This window comes from Pseudomonas sp. C9, from assembly GCF_002000165.1.
Classification (GTDB): Bacteria; Pseudomonadota; Gammaproteobacteria; order Pseudomonadales; family Pseudomonadaceae; genus Aquipseudomonas.
The window spans coordinates 1-22,685 of the sequence record NZ_MPAK01000001.1; the positions used below are offsets into that span (position 1 = coordinate 1).

The following is a 22,685-nucleotide window of genomic DNA, read 5'->3' on the forward strand; positions in this document are numbered from 1 at the left end:
ACGGTGGTCATCTTCGGTTCGCAGTAGGTGCCAGGACGCACACCGGCTACGCCGCAGGCCTTGCCGACCATTTTCTGCGCCAGGGTGTAACCCTTGGTGCTTTCAGCCGGGGCTTCCGGCAGTTTGAACAGGTCGAACGCTGGCAGACCCAGTTCGGCGCGAGCCTTGTCGGTCAGGCCACGGCCGATGATCAGCGGAATACGGCCGCCAGCACGAACTTCGTCCAACAGCACCGGGGTCTTCATTTCGAAGGTGGTCAGGACTTCGTCGGTRCCGTGYTTGCAGACTTTGCCCGCATGCGGGTACAGGTCGATCACGTCGCCCATGTGCATGTTCGACACGTCGAATTCGATTGGCAGKGCGCCGGCGTCTTCCATGGTGTTGTAGAAGATCGGAGCGATTTTGYTGCCGAAGCAGAARCCRCCRSCACGCTTGTTCGGCACGTAAGGWACGTCGTCGCCGAAGAACCACAGTACGGAGTTGGTCGCCGATTTACGCGAGGAACCGGTACCGACCACGTCACCGACGTAGGCGATCGGGAAGCCTTGACCGCGCATTTCTTCGATCTGCTTCATCGGGCCGGTAACGCCTTGGGCGTCAGGGACGATGCCGTCGCGGGCCATTTTCAGCATGGCCAGGGCGTGCAGCGGGATGTCTGGACGGGACCAGGCATCTGGAGCAGGGGACAGGTCGTCGGTGTTGGTTTCGCCGGTGACCTTGAACACGCGCAGGCTGATCTTGTCGGCCAGGGTCGGGCGGTTCTTGAACCACTCGCCGTCAGCCCAGGACTGCAGCACGCCTTTAGCGTGAACGTTACCGTTCTTGGCGCGCTCAGCGACGTCGTGGAAGGCATCGAACATCAGCAGGGTGTGCTTGAGTTCTTTGGCCGCGACGGGCGCCAGTTCGGCGTCGTCCAGCAGGTTGACCAGGGTCACGATGTTGTAGCCGCCCTGCATGGTGCCGAGCAGTTCAACAGCGCGCTTCTTGTCGATCAGGGGTGAACCACTCGCCGTCAGCCCAGGACTGCAGCACGCCTTTAGCGTGAACGTTACCGTTCTTGGCGCGCTCAGCGACGTCGTGGAAGGCATCGAACATCAGCAGGGTGTGCTTGAGTTCTTTGGCCGCGACGGGCGCCAGTTCGGCGTCGTCCAGCAGGTTGACCAGGGTCACGATGTTGTAGCCGCCCTGCATGGTGCCGAGCAGTTCAACAGCGCGCTTCTTGTCGATCAGGGGAGATTTGGCTTCGCCTTTGGCGAGGGCGGACAGGAAGCCGGCCTTGACATAGGCCGCTTCGTCCACGCCAGGTGGAACGCGATGGGTGATCAGGTCAACGAGGAAAGCTTCTTCGCCAGCCGGAGGATTCTTCAGCAGCTCGATAAGGCCTGCAGTTTGCTCGGCGTTGAGCGCCAAGGGTGGAAGCCCTTGCTCGGCACGTGCTTGTAATTGTTGTACGTAGGTCTCAAGCACTGGGTTTCTCCTGTCATACCGCGTGTTGTTGAGTGAGCGAACAGCGTGCGCCCGCAAAAATAAAGGCAGGTGCAGTTTTTCGGTTGTCGAGGGTGACCACCCGAAACTATCCAATCAACTGCGCCTGCAAAAGGTGTTCTGTCCCGGAATCGGGAAGGCACAGATCTGCATCTGCGCCAATCGGAGGTTTTCGGCAACGGTGGATATTGTCGACACTATCTCGTGATTGAGCCGGAATATAATGATTATCCGCGGGTCAATCAACTACATTGTCGACACATTTGAATCACCTCCCAAGTCGTCACCATAAGGGCAGCGGGCTCAATCGTTCACTTATGACTATTCGCACATCGATTCGACTGATGACAGCCAGCGCTCTGCGCCGCGGTTTCAGGTGGGAGGCTGAGACTTCACGCAGTCGCCTGCGAGGGATACATGCCTTTGGCATTCACGCGACTGCAAATCAGTCAAAAGGAACGAAAAACCGTAAGTCGATATTGATTGGGTTTGTCCCACGCCATTGGACTGCAGGACTTCGAAAAGGCGCTGTCATGAATAGCCAAGAGACTGTCGCAAAATGAAAAGCGCTCCCGGGCCGGGGGCTTTTTAATGGGCGCTGAAAAGTCGATTGAGCCGATTGGGTCGGTGACACGGCAAATGTAACGAGGCGGGCACTCTGCTAGCCGGTGCAACGCGATGATTTTTCCAGTCCTGTTTGTAGGAACTGCCAAGCCATGGAGGGCCGATATCTGGATTAGGGCCGTACAACTTACCGCCGCTTGAACCGATGGATGCGACTGCACCGCCTGCGTCACGAATGCCTGGTACGCCAGGCAGGAGAATAACAATATGAAATTCGTGAAAAGTCTGCTGGCTACGCCACTCATGATGGCGCTGACCATCGATGCACAAGCCTATGTATCCACTCAGGATGCCGCCCGACTGGGCACCAGCCTGACGTTGGTAGGCGCCGAAAAGGCTGGCAATGCCGACGGTTCCATTCCGGCCTACAACGGAGGCCTGACCACCGCCCCGGCCAGCTTCAAAACGGGTGACAGCATGCGCCCGAACCCCTTCGCCGATGAGACACCACTGCTGGTGATCGATGGCAAGAACGTTGATCAGTACAAAAGCATGCTGACGGCTACCACGGTCGCATTGGCCAAGCGCTATCCAAACTTTCGCATCGATGTGTATCCGACCCACCGCACGGCTTCGCTGCCAGAGGCCGTGCTGGAAAACAGCCGCAAGAACGCCACCGGCGCCAAATCCCTCAACGGTGGGATTGCCTTTGAAAACGTATTGCCCGGTGTGCCGTTCCCGATCCCGCAATCGGGCGCCGAGGCGATGTGGAATTTCCTGCTGCGCTACCAGGGCGTCAACATCCATTCCAAGTACGACTCCTGGAGCGTCGACTCGGCAGGTGTGGCAAGCCTGGCGGTCTCCGGCGAGGCATTCGTGTCCTTCCCGATTTACGAGAACATGTCGAAGCCGATCAACAACTCCGACATCTACTACCAGCTGAAACTGGCCTATACCGGACCCGCGCGACGAGCCGGTGAGTCGGTCATGCTCAAGAACGCCACCAACCCGTTGCAACGTCCTGGTCGTGCCTGGCAGTACCTGCCGGCCCAGCGCCGGGTCAAACAGATATCGATCCTGGCCTACGACACACCGAACCCTGGCACCGCCCGCGCGCTCGAGTTGTACGACTGGACGCTGGTGGGCAAGCAAGAAATGATCGTGCCCTACAACACCTACAAACTGACTTATGCCCGGGATGCCAAATCGCTGACCACCCCCAATTACATTTCCCCGGACTTCGTCCGCTGGGAAAAACACCGGGTCTACGTCGTGGAGGGCAACCTCAAGCCCGGTGCAAAGCACATCTACCAAAAACGCCGCTTCTACCTGGATGAAGACACCTGGGCCGCCGTGGCCTCCGATCAGTACAACACCAGTGGCCAGCTCTACCGTGGCTCCTTCGCTTTCCTCAGCCAGAGCTACGACGAGCAAGTCCCGGATGCCACCCCGTTCATGACTTACGACCTGTCGCTTGGCACCTACAACATCAATGGCGTGGTCGGCCCCCATGGCGGTATCCACTACATCGAACCGCTGTCGACGGCGCAGTGGGTGCCGGAGTCCATGGCGGGTGCTGGTATTCGCTAAGCCCCCAGTGATGCAGTACCCGATGTCTTGAGCTAGACGCTGGCGAGGGGTCAAGCTCCCTCGCCACAGGTCATCACCGCTTTTTCGTCGGCATATAAAACGCCAGTCCTTTGCCAAGTCGAAAAAACAGACGGATCTACTGATGTTTCTGGACAGCCGAAGCCGGCGGGACATCCCGTTTTGCCGGTGCGGGTACGCACGAGTTCAATAGCTATATAGCGTGAGCGAGATTCCAATCGCATCTTCGACGTGCTCTGACGAGTAGAATGCCAACGCTACTCAGCACTAATGGGATTTGTGGTGGTCAATAAACCCCGCACGAACGTCAGCGGTCGTACTGCTCGGTGCCGACCAGTTCCGCATCGGTATTTTGACCAAGGACAGTGAAAGCATGCTCATCGCCACATAATCAGCAACCGCCACTACGGGGTTCCGTGAATCGGGACTGGCCGTACGTTTACCCCTCAATCCAATTCGAAGATCTAACGCATGTACCTACGCAAAATTGCAGTTGGGCTGTCGGCCCTTGTTTTGCTTTCCACCGGGGCAGAAGCCCGCAGCCTGCTGGATCTCCTCAAGCCGCCCACCCAGCATCAGGACCCAGTATCCCGCTCGGGTTCGATCAGTCAGAACGCGGCACTGGACCTTTATTCAAACAAACAAAAACAGGCATCGTTCGATGGCTGTGCAGATCTGTTCCCGGCAGCCAAACCAATCAACCTGGCTTCCGTGCCTGCAACAATGAACCCCTTGGCCCTGTGTTCCGACAACTTTGCGGTGCTGTACTCGCAAACCAGCAAGACGCCGCTGGTGGTGGTGGAGCGTCTTAATGCAGCCCAGCTTCAGGATGCAAAAGGGGAGGAGCGCACTAACCAGTTCTATCCAGATCCTCGCATTCCCAAGAGTGGACGGGCAGAGTTGAGTGACTACCGTAGCCAACACCCGGCTGTGGACCGTGGCCATCAATCCCCGGCCGCCGATGCACCGAACCCCAATGCAATGGCTCAATCCTTTGCGCTGTCGAACATGGTGCCGCAAGACCCAACCAACAACCGGAAGATCTGGAGCAAGGTTGAGTCTGATGTCAGGAAGTTTGCCAAGCGAGCCGATGGCAATGTTTTTGTCTTTACCGGCCCGCTCTTTGACCCAGGCCATAGCACCATTGGCGACAACAAGGTCTGGGTACCGACGCGCCTGTTCAAGCTGGTTTACGACGCATCGTCCAAACGGGCCTGGGCCTACATACTCCCCAACGCCGAAACCCGTATTGAGAGGCCGATGGACTATGACGCTTTCGTAAAAAGTACGGGGCTAAAATTACTGGGCAATCTACCCGTCACAGGCTCCGTGGGCCGCACTTGAGGGTTCACATTTAACGGGCGGTGGGGGCGCTTGCTCCCTCGTCACGAGTCACTGCTTTTTTACGCGGGCATACAAACGCCAGTCTTTTGAACTGGAGTGGCGTTCAAAAATTTCGACACGCCTCGCTAGAACCGGGCTTTACTGGAATCAGTTGTGCAGATTGCCGTGTGTTGCTGGCTTCCGAGGTCAAAACTACAGCCGTCGAGGTTGAGGACGAGCCCTTGTCCATATTTCGGTTCCTCCCCATCAGGTTTTTCCCGCTGCTGCTCGCCGGCTGCACCACTACGCACATGCCCCACGACTTCAGCGAGACGATACCCGCCAGCGACTCGGCTTTTGGGCGCTCGATCCTGGCTCAGGCCGCCTCGCATCAGGGACTTTCGGGTTTTCGCTTGCTGCCCAACAGCAGTGAGGCGTTCCGGGCCCGCGCCGAGTTGATCCGCAACGCACAAAAGAGCGTCGATCTGCAGTATTACATCGTGCATAACGGTCTGAGCACCCGGGCCCTGGTGCGTGAAATACTGGCGGCCGCCGATCGTGGCGTGCGTATACGCATATTGCTCGATGACACGGCCAGCGACGGTCAGGAAGAAGTCATCGCTACCCTGGCCGTGCACCCGAACATCTATATCCGTGTCTTCAACCCTTTGCATCTGGGGCGCAGCACTTTTGTGACCCGAACCATGGGCCGTCTGCTTAATCTTTCGCAGCAGCACCGGCGCATGCACAACAAGCTGTGGCTAGCTGACAACAGCGCCGGCATCGTTGGCGGACGCAACCTGGGGGATGAATATTTCGACGCCAAGCCCGATCTCAACTTCACCGACATGGACCTGCTTTGCATCGGTCCGGTCGCCCAGCAGTTGGGGCACAGCTTCGATCAATACTGGAATAGCAGCCTGAGCCATCCCATCAGTGACTTCCAGCTCAACAAGCCAACGCCCGAAGACTTGCTCGAGAGCCGCCAACGCCTGGAACAATCGCTCGACAGCACACGGATCGAAAACAAGGCCCTGTACGAGCACCTCATGACCTACCGGACGCACCCGCAACTCGATCATTGGCGCAAGGAGCTGATCTGGGCCCATGGCAAAGCGATGTGGGACGCCCCGAGCAAGGTGCTGGCCGATGACGAACCGGCCCGCGCGCTAATGATGGCCACGCAACTTCGACCTGATCTGGATAGCATCGACAAGGAGCTGATCTTGATCTCGGCCTATTTCGTTCCCCAGGAGTCGGGCATGCGCTACCTCCTTGGTCGTGCCGAGGCCGGGGCTGATGTACGCCTGTTGACCAACTCACTGGAAGCCACTGATGTGCCAGCCGTGCACGGCGGCTATGCGCCTTACCGCAAAACCCTGCTCGAACACGGCGTGAAGCTCTATGAGTTGCGACGACAGGCGGATGACCCCGGTCGCGGTTCTTCGTTTGGCTTCAGTGGTGGCTCGGACTCCAGCTTGCACACCAAGGCCATGATCCTGGACAAACAGAAGGTGTTTGTCGGGTCCTTCAATTTCGACCCGCGTTCTGTGCTTTGGAACACAGAAGTCGGGGTGCTGGTCGACAGCCCTGAATTGGCCGGCTACGTACGCGAACTGGCGTTTGAAGGCATGTCGCCCGCCGTGAGTTACCAGGCTCGTCTGGAAAACGGCGAAGTCGTCTGGGTCACTGAGGACAACGGCCGCCTGCATACCTTGCATAAGGAGCCTGGCGGCGCGTGGCGCAGTTTCAAAGCGTGGCTCAGCGACAAGATCGGTATTGAGAAAATGCTCTAGTCCGAAGCCGGCCCCGATCAGGCAGTGCGCTGCTGCGCCAACAAACGATTGCCCTGACCTGAACGACGGTTTCACCGGCTATTCCGACAGCGGAACAACCAGAGTCAGCCAGGTATTCCAGCCCTCTGGACGATTCTTCGCGTCAAACTCGTAGTAACCCTTGAGGTTGGCGTACCAGAGATCTTTACCGACTTTGAAGAAGTGTCCGGCCTGAGGACCAATGGCACTGACCCGGGATTTGAAATCGCCCAGTGTCGCGCCGCTGCCGCTGTCCCCCGTGACTTGATGGTAAACGTAGCCGACAAGTCCCAGTTGGGTCTGATCGGTGATGAAGTGCGAGGCACTCAGGTCCAGGTGCGCGTCGATGCCGTTTTGATAGTTGGTGTCGGTGTTTTCCCAGTTGTAGGTCATGCCCGCCACGGCGGAAAACTCGTTCTTTTTGTCGAAGTAGGTGTAGCCACCACCGGCATCCAGCGCCGAGTGTCCCAGGCCAATATTGACCAGGCGATCGGGGTCATAAGCACCCACGGGAATGTTGCCCATGCTATAGGCCATGAAATTGTGAACGCCATGGTTCCATTTCATCGTGCCCAGCACATACACGTCGCTCCCCCCCTTGAGGGTGTCTTGGGTTCCACCGGAAAAGCCGCGCCCGCGCGGCCCGACTTGCGTAACGTCGACACTGGCCTCGTCGCGGCCAACCGCGGCCACCACCGAAATCGCAGCCTGGGCCCCGAGTAACGGTTCGGCAAAGGTATACGTGGGGCTGGCGAACAGCAGATCCGCCTTGGCGTCCAGACCAAAGGTGGTCCGCCCACCTCTTGGTATGGCATTGTTTTTGTCGTCACTGGCACTGACGTGATAGTAGATCAGCGGCAGACTCCAACCCGGTTTGGTGGGTGCCGCGGCCAGCGCGCCGAACTGGCCAGGTAACCAAAAGCTGATACCGCCGTCATCTGCCTGAGCAAGCATGGCCGGCAAAAACACCGCCAATCCCAGTACAGCTTTATTTCTTGCAATCATCGAAACCCTCAATTCTCGGCCTACCCAATAGTCGCGTGCGCGTAACAGCTTAGTAGCTGTTTCAAGAATGAGCAGGATTGTGGTCAGGGATGGCGCTGGAAAGTCGAGGAGGCGGGGGCAATGGCGAAAGCTCTGATGCCACCGCCCCGATTGTGCCTGTCGTGATTACTGGCTGGAGCGAATGGCCCCGCCGTCAATCAACAGATTCTGCCCGGTGAGGTATCCGGCATGGCTGCTGCAAACGAAGGCGCAAAGTGCACCGAATTCCTCGGGTGAGCCGAAGCGTTTCGCCGGAATTTCGCTGCGGCATTCGTCAAGGAATACCTCACTGTCTTGTCCCGACTCTTGGGCGACAGCGACCAGGTTGCCACGCAGTCGATCGGTGTCGAATGAGCCCGGTTGCAGGTTGTTGATCGTCACATTGCGGCTGGCGATGTTGTCCTGTCGGGCAAGCCCGGCGACAAATCCCGTCAGCCCGCTGCGTGCGCCATTGGACAAACCCAGGCTTTCGATAGGTGACTTCACCGCACTCGACGTAATGTTGATGATTCGGCCAAATCCGCGAGCGGCCATACCGTCTACCGTGGCCTTGATCAACTCGATTGGGGTGAGCATGTTGGTATCCAGCGCCTTGACCCAGGCGTCGCGATTCCATTCGCGGAAATCCCCGGGAGGAGGGCCACCCGCGTTGTTGATCAAAATATCGAAATGTTCGTGGGCCCCGAGGGCGGCCGCCCGACCCTCAGGCGTTGAAATGTCTCCGGCTACGGCGATGACCGTCACTTGAGGATTGATCGCTCTGAGCTGACGGGCTGTTTCATTCAGCGTGTCTTCGCCTCGTGCGGTGATCACCACGTTCACACCTTCGCTGACGAGTGCCTGAGCGCAGGCTTTACCCAGGCCTTTGCTGGCAGCGCATACCAGCGCCCAGCGTCCTGCTATTCCAAGATTCATGCGTGTTGTCCTGAAAGAAGGTAGCTCAAAGAAAGGGAGGGCCTATTCATGCATGATCCACGGTTGCAGACAGGTTTGGCGATTGGGCATCGATGCCCATGAAGCGTCGCACTCTCTCTCCTTCGGCATCGCGTCGTATGGTTTCAGGTGCGGCATCCAGTTGGATATTGCCGTTCTCCATGAACACGACCCGGTCAGAGATCGACATCGCAAAGTCCATTTCGTGGGTCACGATCAACATGGTCATGCCTTCTTTGGCCAGGTCGCGGATCACGTTCAACACGTCGTTGACCAGTTCCGGGTCGAGGGCCGAGGTCGGCTCGTCGAACAGCATGATCTGCGGCTCCATCGCCAGGGCCCGGGCGATCGCCACGCGCTGTTGCTGGCCGCCGGAGAGCTGGTGCGGGTACTTGTGGGCGTGGGCCAGCAGGCCGACTTTGTCCAGCAGCGCATAAGCGCGATGTTCACTCAGCTCGCCCGGTTGGCCGTGGTAACGCGGCGCCAGTGTGACGTTATCGAGAATGGTGCGGTGCGGGAACAGGTTGAAGTTCTGGAACACCATGCCGATTTGCCGCACGCCTTTGCGCAGACGAGAACTGTTGGGTTTGTCCGACGCTTCGATGAATGTTTCGCCGAACAACTGAATGTCGCCCGTATCGATGGTTTCCAGGCCGTTGACCGTGCGGATCAGTGACGTTTTGCCGGAACCGGATGGGCCGATGATCGAGACCACCTGGCCGTATTCGACATTCAGGTCGATGCCCAGCAGCACTTTGTGCGTGCCGTAGCTCTTCTGGATGTTCTTGAGTTGCAGGATTGGGGTGGCGTTGTTGCCGGCGGCTTTGCGCGCAATGTCCGGTAGCGCTTCGGCGCTGGCCTTGAACTTGGCGATGGTGGCCGCGTCGAGCGTGTGCGGCTTGCGGAAGTTCAGGTCCAGGTAGCGCTCCAGGCGCTGCAGGAAAAAGCCGAACACGGTGACGATCAGCACGTAGTAGACGCCTACCGCCGCCAGGGTTTCCATGACCAGGAAGTTAGTGGCATAGAGGCGTTGGCCGACCGTGAGAATTTCGGTCAGGGAGATGACCGAGACCAGCGACGTCAGCTTGACCACCGTGATGTATTCATTGATCAAGGTGGGCAGCGAAATACGAAATGCCTGGGGGATCACGATCAAGCGCTGCATACCGAACAGGCCGACACCCAGTGCGCGCCCGGCTTCCCTCTGGCCCTTGGCCACGGAAATCAGACCACCACGATGGATTTCCGCCATGTACGCCGCTTCGGTGACCACCAGGGCCAACAGTCCGGAGTAGAAGGGGTTGGACAGAATCGGGCCGCTGCCGGGAAATAATTGCGGCAAGTTGTAGACGAAGACCACCAGCACCAGCAACGGGATGCTGCGGAAGAACCAGATATAGACCGCTGCGGGAATACGCAGGAAGGGCGATTGGGAGAGCTTGGCCGTGGCCAGGAGAAAGCCCAGCAGCATGCCAATGAACCAGGCCAGGGCACTGAGCTGGACGACCGTGATACAGGCATTCCAGAAGTCTGGCAGGGAGAACAGCGAGAAGAAATACGACCAATCAAATTGCATAGGGCACCTCGATCTGCCGCCTCCATGCAGGGGCGGCAGATGACCAGACTACAGGGACGCGTTCTTAGTGGGCAGTCGGTTCTTCCAAGGCATATTTCTTAAGAATAGCGGCATATTCACCGCTCTTTTTGGTCTCCTCAAAGGCCTTTTGCACGGCCTGGAACGTTTCGTCATTACCTTTCTTGACGAAGATACCCAGGGTTTGCTGATAGATCGGGTGGTCGGTGGTGATCACCACGCGGCCATTGGTCTTTTCCGCGATCAATTTTGCGGCGCCGGCGATTTCAACCTGGGCCTGAATATTCTTGGACAACAGGGCCTGGGTCACTTCGGGGGCCGAAGGGTACTCGCTGACGGTGATGGCGCCTTTGTTGTTCGGCACGCAGTACTCATCGGACAGCTTCCTGAATTCCTTGACCCAGGTAGTGCCTTGTTCCAGACCCAGTTTCAAGCCGCACAGGTCTTCAGGTTTCTTTGCATTGATCTCGCTGCCCTGGGGCACCATGACCGAGGCCCCGGTGTTGGCATAGGCGATGGTCTGGGCCTGAGTCTGGCGCTCCGGTGTGATGTACATGCCGGAAATGACCGCGTCGTACTTGGCGGAGTTCAAGCCCAGGATCAGGCTCGGGAACTTGGTGTCGACGAACTCCACCTTGGCGTTCATGTGTTTGGCCAGGGCTGTAGCCAGTTCGGGGTCGGAACCCACCACGTTTTTGTCCTTGTCGTAGGACTCGAAAGGAGGGTAGGTGATTTCCATGCCGACCTTGAACGTGTCAGTCGCGGCCATGCTCACCGAGGCACCGAACATACCGGCTGCCAATACGGCCATGCTCAACAGGGCTTTGTTATTTTTTTTCATTATTTACTGCTCCGGCGTAGGTAAGGGGTTAGCTGAAAACTTCAATCAGGACGGTTGAACCTGATTTTTCAAATGTCCAAAACTGGCGGGCTTGCGTGCCTTACCTGGCAGTTGAACTTCCCCATTGGCCACCCTCTGGCGCAGATATTGATACGTCTGCAGCGCCTGGCCATACATGTGTTCGCCGATCGTGATTTCTTCGTAGTCGTTACCGGCCTGGGCGAACCCGGGCAGCGGTTTGATCTGGGTGTGGTAGTCGCAGGCATAGAACAGGGGAAAGGAATAGCGCTCCTCCCTCACGCTGCGCACCCGGTGCGCGGTTGCGACGAAGGCGCCTGCTGTCATCACCTCCAACATGTCGCCGATGTTGACCACAAAGGCATCGGCCATCGGTGGTGCATCGATCCATTGGCCAAGATTGTTCATCACCTCAAGGCCTGGTTTGTCGGCCAGGAGAATGGTGAAGCACTCGTAATCAGTATGAGCGCCAAGACCCGGTGCATCATGGGCCGCACCGTCGAAGGGGTAGTGGATCAGCCGCAGCTTGGACGGCGGACGGGTGACCAGACTGTCGAAATAGTTTTCTTCCAGGCCCAGGGTCAGGGCGAAGCCACCGAACAGGCGCCGGCCCAAGGCGAAGATCGCTTCGTAGTAGGCCTGCACCGACGCCTTGAAACCGGGCAACTGCGGCCAGTCGTTAGGTCCAAGCAATGGGGTGTTGGCCAGCACCAGCGGGTCATCGGCGGGGACTTCGAAGCCGACGTCGAAGGCTTCCTTGTGGTCCGGCTTGCCTTTGGAATAGACCTCTTCGCCTTCGGGCACAAAACCTTTGTGGGTTTGCGAGGTGCCGATGTAGTGCCGCATCTTGGTGTCGATGGGCTGGGCGAAAAAGTCCTTGGCAGCCTTGCGTAGATTGGCGATCAGTTGCGGGTCGATACCGTGGTCGGTGATATAGAGGAACCCGACCTCGCTGGCAGCGCGCCCCAATTGTTCGGCCACGGCCAGGCGGTGTTCCAGTTCAACACTGAACAGACCGGCGATGCTGACCACCGGGATGCTGTTGAAGTTGGCTTTGAGGGTGTCAGTACTGGCGCTGTTATTTTTATTGTCAGGCATGACGCATCGGCTCCCTAAGGATGGTTTGAGTGGTGGAAACGCTCGAAGTGTTCGCGCTCGGTCTGGCCCATCCACACGTTCAATGACCACAGGTCGGCGACCGGGACATTGGTGAAGGGCAAATGATGCAGGTAGCCATCGGCGCCGAATTCCGGGGTCAGGGTGCTGACCTGATAACCACGGGCCTGTTGCGAGCGCCAGATGCTTTCCCAGTGCTGCTGATGGAAGGCCAGTTCTTTTGCATATTCGGGAGCCGCCGGGTGCGGAACCTGCGGGCCTTGGTCGTAACCGACCCGGGCCTGGATATGGTGAACGCGCTCGATGAAAGGGCTCAGGTCATCGGCCGGGTCATTCAATAGACGCTCGCAGGTCACGACCCAATGGCTGATGTCACTGGTGAACAACAGATCAGGCAGTTGCCGGATCAACTCCAGGGTCACCCAAGGGTTGAACAGCGAACGCGAGCGATGAGTTTCGAAACTGCAGACCTGGCCATGCTTGCGCGCCAGATCCAGCGCCTGTCCAAAGAACTCCACTTGTTGTGGCAAGGACCAGCGATCGTTGCCCGCCAGTACGTTGACGAAGCGTGGGCCGAGTTCGCCAGCCCAGGCGAGTTTCTGTTCGAGGTCATTGAGGTGTACGGCGGGCGTTGCCGACTGATCCGGCAGCACGTCGTAGGCGGTGAAGACGGTGCTGATATAGCCCAGGCGATTGGCCTTTAGAAAGGCGCCAAACTCAGCCCGCTCACGGGCGTCCAGTGGCAGTCGCGCTTCCATGCCATCAAAGCCTGCTTGCAGCAGCTCTTCAAGCGCCTGAGCCTTGCTGGCGGTGTAACCCCACAGCGTGCGAAAAATTTCCAGCTTCATCGGTGATCCTCAAAAATCCAGGGCCTACTGCAAAAGCACGTCGACGCACCAAGCTGTTGAACAATGCCAAGGCTGGTTCGCTGTGGAGCCGATGTTAGGCACAGGCTGAGCGGCGAAAGAATCTGAAAGTTCAAATCAATACTTCAGAGAATTGATAACAAATAGCCAGCTATCTATATCAATTTCCACGGGGGAATTTCTGGGCAAGCAGGTGTCTACGCTAACGATTAGCGAGGGATGCCATTGTTACGGCATCATTTTGAAGAGTCCCAAGCGACGATGGGCAGGCGAGGAAAAATCCGTGATAAATCAGGCAGATCGAATATTTTCAAACTTGGCGGCGGCGGCGGCGGGTGGTGCCGTGCTGCCCACCCTGAAAAAAGCATCTCGGGCATAGGGCACCTGGTTCAGGACTACGCTAACGCTGTGCGGGTCGTCGATCAAACGACCCACTTGCGTCCGTCCATGGAGCGCCCAATGCCGCCCATCACCACGCGCCTGGTGGCGCTGTTAGCGCTTTGCCTGACACTTGAAGTCCCAGCCCAGACCAACGGCTGTCCAGCCGGCGAGAAACCCGTGTGCCTGGACAGCTGCGTTTGCTTGCCAGACCTGGGACTGATGGCTGATGGCATTTACCAGATGGCGGCACCTGCCCTGGCGTTGTGGCTGACCCAAGCCCGCGCTGAAGCAGATATCGCCGGCACCCAGCCGATTCCACCGCACATCCGGGAGCAACTGCTGCGCTGGTACGACCCCAGTGTCCTTGATACCGCGCGCTACAAAGTCAGCGATAACAGCCAAATGAACGCAGCCACTGCCATGCTGCAAAACCCCGATGTCGGTGCCGTGACGCTGATCGACATCATCCTGTTCCGCGACGCTCAAACCGCAGAACAGGACCTCGCGCTCTGGGCTCACGAACTAAAGCACGTGCAGCAGTATCAGGAATGGGGGGTAGAAGGATTTGCCCAGCGGTATACACAAGACTTCAATGCGGTGGAGGCGCCGGCTTATGCCATACAGGCTGAGGTCAGGCGGGCATTGCGGGAAGGGGCTGATTGAAGGGCATCACCAGCGTTTGCGCTGATACGCGAACGTCAGGGTCGGGGCGAACCATGACCCCGGTCGCATAAATTTGAAATGTACGGCGTTGCTCGCCAGAATCGCGCCCCAAGCCGGCCAACGTTGTCGGACGTTCGTGGTGAAAAGGGGCTGCAGTTGAACGAACAGACATTGTCCAAGCGCCTGGAGCGCGTCGCGGCGCAGGTGCCAGTCGGTGCGCGCCTGGCCGATATCGGCTCGGATCACGGCTACCTGCCGGTGGCATTGATGCGCCGTGGCGCCATCGTAGCGGCGGTCGCCGGCGAGGTGGCATTGACGCCGTTTCGTGCGGCCGAACGCACTGTGCGCGAAAACGGCCTGGATCAGCGGATCACCGTGCGCCTGGCCAATGGCCTGGCGGCGATCGAGCCGGGTGACGGGATCACGGCGATCAGCCTCTGCGGCATGGGTGGCGAGACCATCCGCGACATCCTCGACAGCGGCAAATCACATCTGAGCGGCCAGGAACGCCTGATCCTGCAACCCAACGGCGGCGAGCAGCCACTGCGCCAATGGCTGATGGAAAATGGCTACCGTATCCTCCACGAGGAAGTGCTGCGGGAAAACCGCTTCGACTACGAAATTATCGTCGCGGAGCGGGCAGGGCCGGTGAAGTACACCGCCGAGGAACTGTACTTCGGTCCGTTACAGATGCAGGCACGCAGCCCGGCGTTCCTGCTCAAGTGGCAGCGCATGCTGCGCCTGAAGCAGCGCACGCTGACCCACTTCACCCGGGCGCGGCAGGCTGTGCCCGAGGAGAAGGTGCAGGAAATCGCCCGGCAGACTCGCTGGATCACCGAACTGTTGGCCTGAGCTGGATACATTCCACGACGTGAGCACTCATACGGCGTAGCAAACAGCTATACCAATGAGCGCAAGAAAACAGATCAACTGAATGCAAAAGAAGGTAAACCGAACGGCCACGAACCGGTCGGTTTGCACATGGGAGACGTGAACCAGAGACTGGCACACGCGAGCCACCAGCACGAGTATGGACAAGTCGTTCACTGCAGGGCCGCTGACACCCAGGGCTGAAATCACGAACACGATGGCGCCAAAGACCGGCAGGTTTTCCACGCAGTTGGCGTGTGCTCTTGTCCCGCGCCGATACCAGTCCTCGCCTTCGAGTTGATCGCTGCGAAAAGAGGCAATCGCAACTTTTGAGAACAGGATGGCGACCCAGCGATACACCCCGACGGTTGCCATCAATAGCAGCAAAGTCCAGGTCGCAAATCCAAGCAACATCCACTGGGGGATCGTCATGGCGGCCATCCTCGATCAATTGTTTTCAGCACGTCATTGCCCAGCTGCGCGGCCAGTGGTCGGTCGCGCGCTGTCGATCAATGGCTCATGATGGGGGCCAGTGCGGCCTGGATCCTGGACAGTTGCGCTGGCGTTGTCATGCGCGTCAGCAGCCGGCCAAAGTGGGGATGCTGCACGCCCGAGATGATGTATTGCCAGCGGTAGGCGCCCAGCATGCAGGCGTTGATTTGCGCTGTTTCATCGACGCTGAACGGGCGTGAAACGTTTCGAATGAAGTAGTCGGCATCGGCAACCGATTGCGCCTGCAGGATGCCGTCGACGGCCGCCACCAGCGCAATCAGATCGTTAACAGCTTGATCTCGCTCGGCTGGCGAGAGTTTCGCGTGCTCTGCCTTCCACTCCAGTTCATCGAGTACGACGTGCCGGCTCTCATCCATCCAGTGAAACTTGAAGACATCCTTGAATAGCGGGCACAACTCCTCGCGCGGGGCGATGCTTTGCGAATAGTGCGTTTGCACAAACAGCTCGATATGACAGGTCAACGCCAGCACCGACCAGGTACTGGCCGCCAGTACTGCGCGGGCCACATCGTTTGGATCGGCAACCTGACGATAGCCCGCAGGCAATTGCGCACTCATCATCGTTTCCATGCGCCGGAACAGTTCCTGGTGCTTGATCTCGTCGTTGGAAAAACGCACCAGCGCTTCAAGTGCCAGTTGATCGTCAAAGACATGGGCGCGACCTTGATCGAGCATTTTGGCGCTGATAAACCGTTCGACCAGACCAAAGATATACGCGTAGGTTCGGCCATGAACCTGACTGAGCCGGCGCGCTTCATCCTCGGTGAGAAAGGTCAGCCGGTCGATCCGTGAGAGTCCGTCGGGCAAGAATTTGCGCGAGAAGTCGAAGCTCCGGTCCTGCAGCAAATCACGATCGATCTGCCATTCCGCTTTCTTCGATGATCTGACAAGTTGAGCATAACGGGCGGCGTTGCTCGATTCCGGGTTGAGTAGGGTCGCGACGGTGTTCATTTCGATCTCCTGCTTATGGGCAGCTACGGTTGACGTCGGAACCAATGACCATGGGTGAAGCCTCTGGGGCCAGTCTCGATCGCCGGGTCCGCGTTGGTGCTAATCTAGGCCTCGCCGTTCCGGCGATGAATGACCAGTGCGCCGGATTACTTGCTCCGGACTCCGGAGAGGAGGGTTGGCGAGTGCTGGATGCGCTTTCTGATGTCTTGCGTGTGATTCGGCTGTCTGGAGGGGTGTTCCTCGAGGCGGAGTTCACTGCGCCCTGGTGCATCGGCGGAAAAATCTCGGCCGACGATTGCAAACCGTTCCTGGCGGCACCTCGACATATCATTGCGTCGCACTTTGTCGCCGCGGGGCACATGCAATTGCGGATCGACGGGGAGCCCGCCATCGATGTGCAAGCAGGCGAGCTCATTCTGCTTCCTCGTAACGACACTCATACGTTTGGCAGCGATCTGAGCATTGCGCCGATGTCTGCGGGTGAGGTCATTCAACCGCCAGAAGTCGGCGGCATTGCACGAATCAAGCACGGCGGGGGCGGAGAGGTCACGCAACTATTGTGTGGCTTCCTCGGGTCTGAAACGCCCTTCAGTCCGTTGCTTTCATCGCTGCCATCCTTATTGAAACTAGACGTACGCGCGACGGCTTCGGGCGCCTGGATTGAGAGCTCATTTCGTTTCGCTGTCAGCGAGATCGCAGCGGGGCGCGTCGGCTCGACAGCGGTTATCGCCAAGCTCTCCGAATTGTTATTCGTCGAAGCCGTCAGCCAGCATGTCGCCAGCCTCCCGGCCGAGCGGCGCGGGTGGCTGGCGGGGTTACGAGACCCCCACATCGGGCGGGCACTCGCGTTGCTCCATGCTCGTCCAACCGAGGGCTGGACGGCAGAAGCACTGGCGCTTGAAGTGGGCATGTCGCGCTCGGCATTCGCCGAGCGATTTACGGCATTGGTCGGACAACCGCCCATGCAGTACCTGACGCTCTGGCGTATGCACGTGGCGGCGCAACAGTTGCGCGAAGGCCGCGGGAATGTGGCGCAAATCGGCTTTGCCGTGGGCTACGAATCCGAAGCCGCGTTCAGTCGCGCGTTCAAACGCCAGTTCGGCACATCACCTGGCACCTGGCGCAGACAATCGGGTGCATCGACCGGTTGAATCCACAGCCCCGTCGACGAGCCGCTTCAATAGGGACTGCTATAGTCAGCCAGACCGGCTCAAATCGGCAGTCGCTGGTAAAAACAAACTACTCAGGAGTTTCGTCATGCGAATCGTAGTGGCCTCTGTATGCACACTTCTGTTATCCCTGGCGTTACCTGCGTTGTCCTTTGCCGGTTCAAATTGCGGTGATTCGGGCAGTGCAAGCGACGCGAGAAACTGCGTAAAAAACAACAACGATCAAAAAGGGAAAGGTAATTGCAACAACAATGGCAATTGCGATAAAGCCAAGGACAAGGCCAAAAACAAAGCTGATGATGATCACTCGGTCAGTTGCATGGAAATCAATAACCTTGTGCTGCGCCGCGAGTGTCTTGATAGACGTAGAAATTGATCCACGTTGAAGGAACCTTCCATGTTCAGATTTCGCTCATTGATTGCAACTGTTGCCTGTTGTGCGCTGGTCTCCGGCTCCGCTACGGCATGGGCCGATCCTGGTAACGGGAAAGGCCAGGGAAACGCAAAGGGAAATCCTCAAAACACCCAAGACCATGGCAACCAAAAAGGTCATGGAAACAAAGGCAACAATTCCGGGGGCAGCGATTGGGACAATGGTCCAAGCATTAATCGCAGCAGCATTCTCGGGATTGTTGGCGGTTATCCGGACTACTGGAGCCCTGGGCCCGCGTTGCCACCGGGCATTCAAAAAAACCTGGCGAGAGGCAAACCACTTCCTCCGGGCATCGCCAAAAAACTCGATGGCCGGCTGATCGGCAGACTGCCGCACTATGAGGGGTACGAATGGCAGCAAGCGGGTACGGACTTGATACTGGTCGCGCTGGCAACGGGGCTTATTTATGAAGTCTTGAATGGTGCTTTTGATTAAAGCTTGAGCAGTAAGCGCTGTTGGCATGACCTTGCCAGTATTCGTTTTAGCGCGCCTTCTGGCGCGCACGCCTGTTTGGCCAGTACACCGTGCATCCCGTCTGTCGCAAGACTTGAACTGCCAAGGGGATAACGCGTCATAAAGTGCGCGATATCAACCTTATGGAAGCAATCATGCTTTTAAAAAACAAGAGTCTTGTTGCTGTAATGTCATGCGCCATGATGCTTGCAGCCGCCCCGTTACTCCCTGCTGACCTGTCCATGATGAACTCCGCCTATGCGAAAGACGGTGGTGGTGGTGGTGGTGGTGGTGGTGGTGGTGGTGGTAATGGTGGTGGTCACGGCGGTGGAAATGGTAGTGGAAACGGTGGTGGCCATGGCGGCGGTGTTGGGAGCGGTCACAGCGGTTCAGATCACGCCGGCAACTCCAACAGTAATGGCCACGGCAATGGACTGAGCAGCGATCATGCCGGCAGGTCTGTTCGCGACCATGGCATAAGCGGGAACCACTATGGCAATGATCGCAATGGTGATCGCGCTCATGGTTCAACCACTTCAGGTATCGCCCACTCCAAAGATACTCGCGGTGTTGCTAAAGCCACCGCTGTTTCGAGAGCCACCCCTGGGGATCACAACGCCAAAGGATTGAGTAACGCTGCGACGTCGGGATCGAAACATTCGTTTTGAGTCAGTGGCTGGTGAGCGCTCAAGATACTGTTGACTGAACGATCGACAGGTTCAGCTCACACCTGACTTTGCACGAGCGTCCTGCAGAGAAAACACGCGACACCTTTCGACTTTCTCAAAGGTGTCGTGATTTGAACCAGAGGGCCGGTCCAGACGACCCTCTATCGGCTGTGGATTTCACCGATTGAATCCACACCCCAAAGCCGCCATACAGAAGCCGAAACTGATCTGTTTTTTACGGCGGCCTTCACAATCCACATCACACGTTCGATTGCAGCGAGCCAATAGCGGCAGCCGCGGTGGAATTTCTGCGCGCCCAATCCCAGGGCCGGAAAGTCCCCGTGCTTACAGGGCAAAGTGTTTATGTTTTGGCACGCTTCGAGGGCGTTGATGCGTTTGACGGTATCCCCCCAGGGGGGATAGGATGCCGCCATAATTCATTGAGGCCAGAGGCTCAAGTCATGAGTGAGCACGGACACAACCATTCCCACACCCACCAAAGTCATGAAGCGATTGTCAAACGCCTCAAGCGCGCGGATGGCCATCTACGCGGCATCATCACCATGATCGAAGAGGGCCGTGATTGCGTGGACATCGCTCAGCAACTGCATGCGGTAGAAAAAGCGGTGTGCCAAGCCAAGCGCACGCTCATCCAGGATCATATTGATCACTGTCTGGAAGACACCGTCTCGGCGTTGAACAATGGCGAGCGCGCACCACTGGACGCGTTCAAACAAATCACCAAGTACCTCTAGGCCAGACATGCCCAACTTCGCTGAACTGCTGCAACAGGGTGGGACTCACGCCTGGCTGTACTTCCCGAGCGCAATTTTACTTGGGGCCTTGCATGGCCTGGAACCGGGTCATTCAAAAACCATGATGGCGGCCTTCATCGTGGCCATTCGTGGCTCGGTCAAACAGGCGGTTTTGTTGGGTTTGGCCGCGACGCTGTCGCACACGGCAGTGGTGTGGCTGGTCGCCATCGGGGGCATGTATTTGGGTAAAGGCCTGGATGCTCAAACCACGGAGCCTTACTTCCAGCTGGCGTCCTCGGTATTGATCATCGTGATTGCGCTGTGGATGCTGTGGCGCACCTGGCGCGGTGAACAAATGTTCAAGTTCGAGCAAGGTGACAATCATCACCACGGCGAACATGGCCATGGCCATCATGATGAGACCCACCGCATCGACACTGGCCATGGCCGAATCGAACTGTCGATCTTTGAAGAAGACATGCCACCGCATTGGCGCCTGAAGGCATTGAGCGGTCATGCCTGGAGTGCCTCAGATGTTCGCCTGATGACGACCCGTCCGGACGGCAGCACTCAATCGTTCTCTTTCGTGGAGCGCGAGGGTTTCCTGGAGTCGGCCGCCGATATCCCGGAGCCGCATGAGTTCAGTGCTCGCTTGAGTCTTGGGCATGCGGGCCACTCCCATGATTACGATCTCGAGTATCAGGAACATAGTCACGGGCACGGGCATTCGGAACTGGAAGGTCTGGAGTTGTCGATTGATGGCTATCAGGACGCACACGAACGAGCGCACGCCAATGATATCCGCAAACGCTTCACCCACCGCGAGGTCACCACGGGGCAGATCGTCATGTTCGGTCTGACTGGCGGTCTGATTCCATGTCCTGCGGCGATTACCGTCTTGCTGCTCTGTCTTCAGGTTAAAGAGGTCGCGCTAGGGGGCATGCTGGTTCTGTGCTTCAGCATCGGCCTGGCGATCACTTTGGTGACGGTGGGCGCTGCTGCGGCCATTGGCGCTAAGCAAGCGTCCAATCGCTGGCCATGGCTGGGCGCCGTTGCTCGTCGCGCGCCATACCTGTCCAGCGTGTTGATCATCGGTGTTGGTCTATACGTGGGCTTTCATGGCTGGATCGGCCTGAATGCGTAAATAGGCCATCTCAGGCGATGCTGCCTGCATGGCTCATTAGGCGAGGATGATCTGGCGGGCTCGAAGCCCGCCAGACAGGGTCAAGCCGTTCAAACTCTCTAGCGCAGCAAATGCACTGCCAAACCGGCAAGCGCGCAGGCCATCAACACCTGAATGACACCGCGTTTGAAGCGGAACAAGGCCACCGCCGCCGCAATGGCGATCAGTGCAGACGGCCAGTCCAGGTTGCCGCTGAAGCCCTTCGGCCAAAGCACGTGATAGCCGAAGAAACACGCCAGATTGAGGATTACTCCAACCACCGCCGCGGTAATGGCGGTGAGCGGTGCCGTGAACTTGAGTTCGTTGTGAGTCGACTCAACCAGCGGGCCGCCCGCGAGGATGAACAAGAACGAAGGCAGGAAGGTGAACCATGTCACCAGGGACGCCGCGACAGCGCCAGCCAGAAACACCTGATCAGCTCCGAAGACTTGCGAGACATAGGCGCCGACAAACCCCACGAAAGCCACCACCATGATCAGTGGTCCAGGCGTGGTTTCCCCCAGCGCCAGGCCGTCGATCATCTGAGTCGGGGTTAGCCAGCCATAGTGACCGACCGCACCTTGGTAGACATAAGGGAGCACCGCGTAGGCGCCACCAAAGGTCAGCAAGGCGGCTTTGGTAAAGAACCAGCTCATCTGGGTCAAGGTGCCTCCCCAACCAAAGAGAGCGGTCAAAATCCCCATCGGCAACGCCCATAACGCCGCGCCGATGAGTGCGAGGGAGGCGAGTCTCAACCCGCTGAATCGGGCATGCTCAGGGGGCGGCGTGTCGTCATCGATCAAGGCCGGGCCAAAGGACTTTTTGGTGGCGCTGTGGCCCCCGACCCTGAATTTCTCGGGTGCCAGGCGTCCGCCGACATAACCGACCAATGCCGCGCCCAGTACGATCAACGGGAATGGAACATTGAAGGCGAAGATCGCCGTAAATGAGGCCGCAGCAATCACCCACAGCCAATTGTTCTTCAGCGCCCGAGTGCCGATCCTGTGTGCCGCCTGCACGACAATCGCTGTCACCGCAGGCTTGATTCCATAGAAGAGTCCGGCGACCACGGGTACTTCACCGAAGGCGATGTACATCCACGACAGGGCGATCAGAATGAACAGCGAGGGCAGCACAAACAGTGCACCCGCAATGACGCCGCCCCATGTTCGATGCATCAACCAGCCGATATAAGTCGCTAGCTGCTGAGCTTCCGGCCCCGGGAGCAACATGCAGTAGTTGAGGGCATGCAGAAATCTGCGCTCGGATATCCAGCGCCGTCGTTCTACCAGCTCCTGGTGCATGATCGAAATTTGTCCCGCAGGCCCGCCGAAGCTTATGAACCCCAGCTTCAGCCAGAACCAGAACGCCTCACGCAGACTGATCGCTTGCGGCCTGGACAGCTCCTCGTCAACGGCCAACGCGCGAGCCTTGCTCATAAATGTGTTCCTCTTGTTTTTTG

21 protein-coding genes and 1 pseudogene are annotated in these 22,685 nt (G+C 58.1%); 11 read left to right on the plus strand and 11 right to left on the minus strand.

Annotation, left to right across the window (positions count from 1 at the left end):
- Both BMS17_RS00005 and BMS17_RS00010 read right to left on the minus strand, forming a co-directional pair.
- Positions 1–1,016 (minus strand): annotated as a pseudogene (locus BMS17_RS00005) (aconitate hydratase B); the annotation flags it as partial.
- Positions 970–1,467 (minus strand): hypothetical protein, encoded by a 498-nt coding sequence (locus BMS17_RS00010; RefSeq protein WP_175648938.1) that lies wholly within the window; start codon positions 1,465–1,467, stop codon positions 970–972. The pseudogene BMS17_RS00005 and the gene BMS17_RS00010, both read right to left, overlap by 47 nt.
- An 849-nt stretch (positions 1,468–2,316) precedes the next feature.
- Between BMS17_RS00010 and BMS17_RS00015 the strand changes: the two genes are divergently transcribed.
- The 3 genes from BMS17_RS00015 (at position 2,317) to BMS17_RS00025 (ending at position 6,776) form a co-directional block, all read left to right on the plus strand.
- A complete protein-coding gene (locus tag BMS17_RS00015; RefSeq protein WP_077430134.1) occupies positions 2,317–3,639 on the plus strand; it encodes a DUF1329 domain-containing protein in 1,323 nt (440 codons plus the stop codon).
- A 489-nt stretch (positions 3,640–4,128) separates the two neighbouring features.
- Complete coding sequence (locus BMS17_RS00020; RefSeq protein ID WP_077430135.1) at positions 4,129–5,001, plus strand: DNA/RNA non-specific endonuclease; 873 nt, start codon at positions 4,129–4,131, stop codon at positions 4,999–5,001.
- A 227-nt stretch (positions 5,002–5,228) separates the two neighbouring features.
- Positions 5,229–6,776: a phospholipase D family protein gene (locus BMS17_RS00025; RefSeq protein WP_046027836.1), complete on the plus strand. Its 1,548-nt coding sequence runs from the start codon at positions 5,229–5,231 to the stop codon at positions 6,774–6,776.
- Positions 6,777–6,854: 78 nt separating this feature from the next.
- On the opposite strand, the gene BMS17_RS00030 is transcribed toward BMS17_RS00025, so the two are convergent.
- The 6 genes from BMS17_RS00030 to BMS17_RS00055 form a co-directional block, all read right to left on the minus strand.
- Positions 6,855–7,799, minus strand: a complete 945-nt coding sequence (locus BMS17_RS00030) for a transporter (RefSeq protein ID WP_046027161.1) — start codon at positions 7,797–7,799, stop codon at positions 6,855–6,857.
- A gap of 165 nt (positions 7,800–7,964) precedes the next feature.
- Positions 7,965–8,753 carry an SDR family oxidoreductase gene (locus BMS17_RS00035; RefSeq protein ID WP_077430136.1) on the minus strand — a complete coding sequence of 263 codons (789 nt, stop codon included), beginning with the start codon at positions 8,751–8,753 and terminating at the stop codon, positions 7,965–7,967.
- Positions 8,754–8,799: 46 nt separating this feature from the next.
- Positions 8,800–10,347, minus strand: coding sequence for an amino acid ABC transporter permease/ATP-binding protein (locus BMS17_RS00040; RefSeq protein WP_046027163.1), 1,548 nt, complete (start codon positions 10,345–10,347; stop codon positions 8,800–8,802).
- Positions 10,348–10,411: 64 nt separating this feature from the next.
- Positions 10,412–11,206: an ABC transporter substrate-binding protein gene (locus tag BMS17_RS00045; RefSeq protein WP_077430137.1), complete on the minus strand. Its 795-nt coding sequence runs from the start codon at positions 11,204–11,206 to the stop codon at positions 10,412–10,414.
- A 45-nt stretch (positions 11,207–11,251) separates the two neighbouring features.
- Positions 11,252–12,322 (minus strand): isopenicillin N synthase family oxygenase, encoded by a 1,071-nt coding sequence (locus tag BMS17_RS00050; RefSeq protein ID WP_077430138.1) that lies wholly within the window; start codon positions 12,320–12,322, stop codon positions 11,252–11,254.
- Between the two features lie 14 nt (positions 12,323–12,336).
- Positions 12,337–13,188, minus strand: a complete 852-nt coding sequence (locus BMS17_RS00055) for a sugar phosphate isomerase/epimerase (protein WP_077430139.1) — start codon at positions 13,186–13,188, stop codon at positions 12,337–12,339.
- Between the two features lie 477 nt (positions 13,189–13,665).
- Here BMS17_RS00055 and BMS17_RS00060 point away from each other — a divergent pair, with 477 nt between their 5' ends.
- Positions 13,666–14,250: a DUF4157 domain-containing protein gene (locus BMS17_RS00060; RefSeq protein WP_046027167.1), complete on the plus strand. Its 585-nt coding sequence runs from the start codon at positions 13,666–13,668 to the stop codon at positions 14,248–14,250.
- Positions 14,251–14,406: 156 nt separating this feature from the next.
- Complete coding sequence (locus BMS17_RS00065; RefSeq protein ID WP_046027168.1) at positions 14,407–15,102, plus strand: class I SAM-dependent methyltransferase; 696 nt, start codon at positions 14,407–14,409, stop codon at positions 15,100–15,102.
- 27 nt (positions 15,103–15,129) lie between these two features.
- Here the strand turns inward: BMS17_RS00065 and BMS17_RS00070 are convergent, their stop codons facing one another.
- Complete coding sequence (locus tag BMS17_RS00070) at positions 15,130–15,552, minus strand: MAPEG family protein (RefSeq protein WP_046027838.1); 423 nt, start codon at positions 15,550–15,552, stop codon at positions 15,130–15,132.
- 77 nt (positions 15,553–15,629) lie between these two features.
- Positions 15,630–16,583: a diiron oxygenase gene (locus BMS17_RS00075; protein WP_046027173.1), complete on the minus strand. Its 954-nt coding sequence runs from the start codon at positions 16,581–16,583 to the stop codon at positions 15,630–15,632.
- Positions 16,584–16,765: 182 nt separating this feature from the next.
- On the opposite strand from BMS17_RS00075, the gene BMS17_RS00080 reads away from it, so the two are divergent.
- The 6 genes from BMS17_RS00080 to BMS17_RS00100 all read left to right on the plus strand — a co-directional run bounded on the left by BMS17_RS00080 (position 16,766) and on the right by BMS17_RS00100 (position 21,205).
- Positions 16,766–17,734 carry an AraC family transcriptional regulator gene (locus BMS17_RS00080; protein ID WP_077430141.1) on the plus strand — a complete coding sequence of 323 codons (969 nt, stop codon included), beginning with the start codon at positions 16,766–16,768 and terminating at the stop codon, positions 17,732–17,734.
- 106 nt (positions 17,735–17,840) lie between these two features.
- Positions 17,841–18,128, plus strand: coding sequence for a hypothetical protein (locus tag BMS17_RS29505; protein WP_139348050.1), 288 nt, complete (start codon positions 17,841–17,843; stop codon positions 18,126–18,128).
- A 21-nt stretch (positions 18,129–18,149) separates the two neighbouring features.
- Positions 18,150–18,620: an anti-virulence regulator CigR family protein gene (locus tag BMS17_RS00085; RefSeq protein ID WP_046027174.1), complete on the plus strand. Its 471-nt coding sequence runs from the start codon at positions 18,150–18,152 to the stop codon at positions 18,618–18,620.
- A 173-nt stretch (positions 18,621–18,793) separates the two neighbouring features.
- Positions 18,794–19,306 (plus strand): hypothetical protein, encoded by a 513-nt coding sequence (locus tag BMS17_RS30485; RefSeq protein WP_256577233.1) that lies wholly within the window; start codon positions 18,794–18,796, stop codon positions 19,304–19,306.
- Between the two features lie 461 nt (positions 19,307–19,767).
- On the plus strand, positions 19,768–20,061 hold the full coding sequence (locus BMS17_RS00095; protein ID WP_046027176.1) for a metal-sensing transcriptional repressor: 294 nt from the start codon (positions 19,768–19,770) through the stop codon (positions 20,059–20,061).
- A 7-nt stretch (positions 20,062–20,068) separates the two neighbouring features.
- Positions 20,069–21,205 carry a nickel/cobalt efflux protein RcnA gene (locus BMS17_RS00100; RefSeq protein ID WP_077430143.1) on the plus strand — a complete coding sequence of 379 codons (1,137 nt, stop codon included), beginning with the start codon at positions 20,069–20,071 and terminating at the stop codon, positions 21,203–21,205.
- 98 nt (positions 21,206–21,303) lie between these two features.
- On the opposite strand, the gene chrA is transcribed toward BMS17_RS00100, so the two are convergent.
- Positions 21,304–22,662, minus strand: coding sequence for a chromate efflux transporter (gene chrA, locus BMS17_RS00105; RefSeq protein WP_077430144.1), 1,359 nt, complete (start codon positions 22,660–22,662; stop codon positions 21,304–21,306).
- Positions 22,663–22,685: the final 23 nt, after the last annotated feature.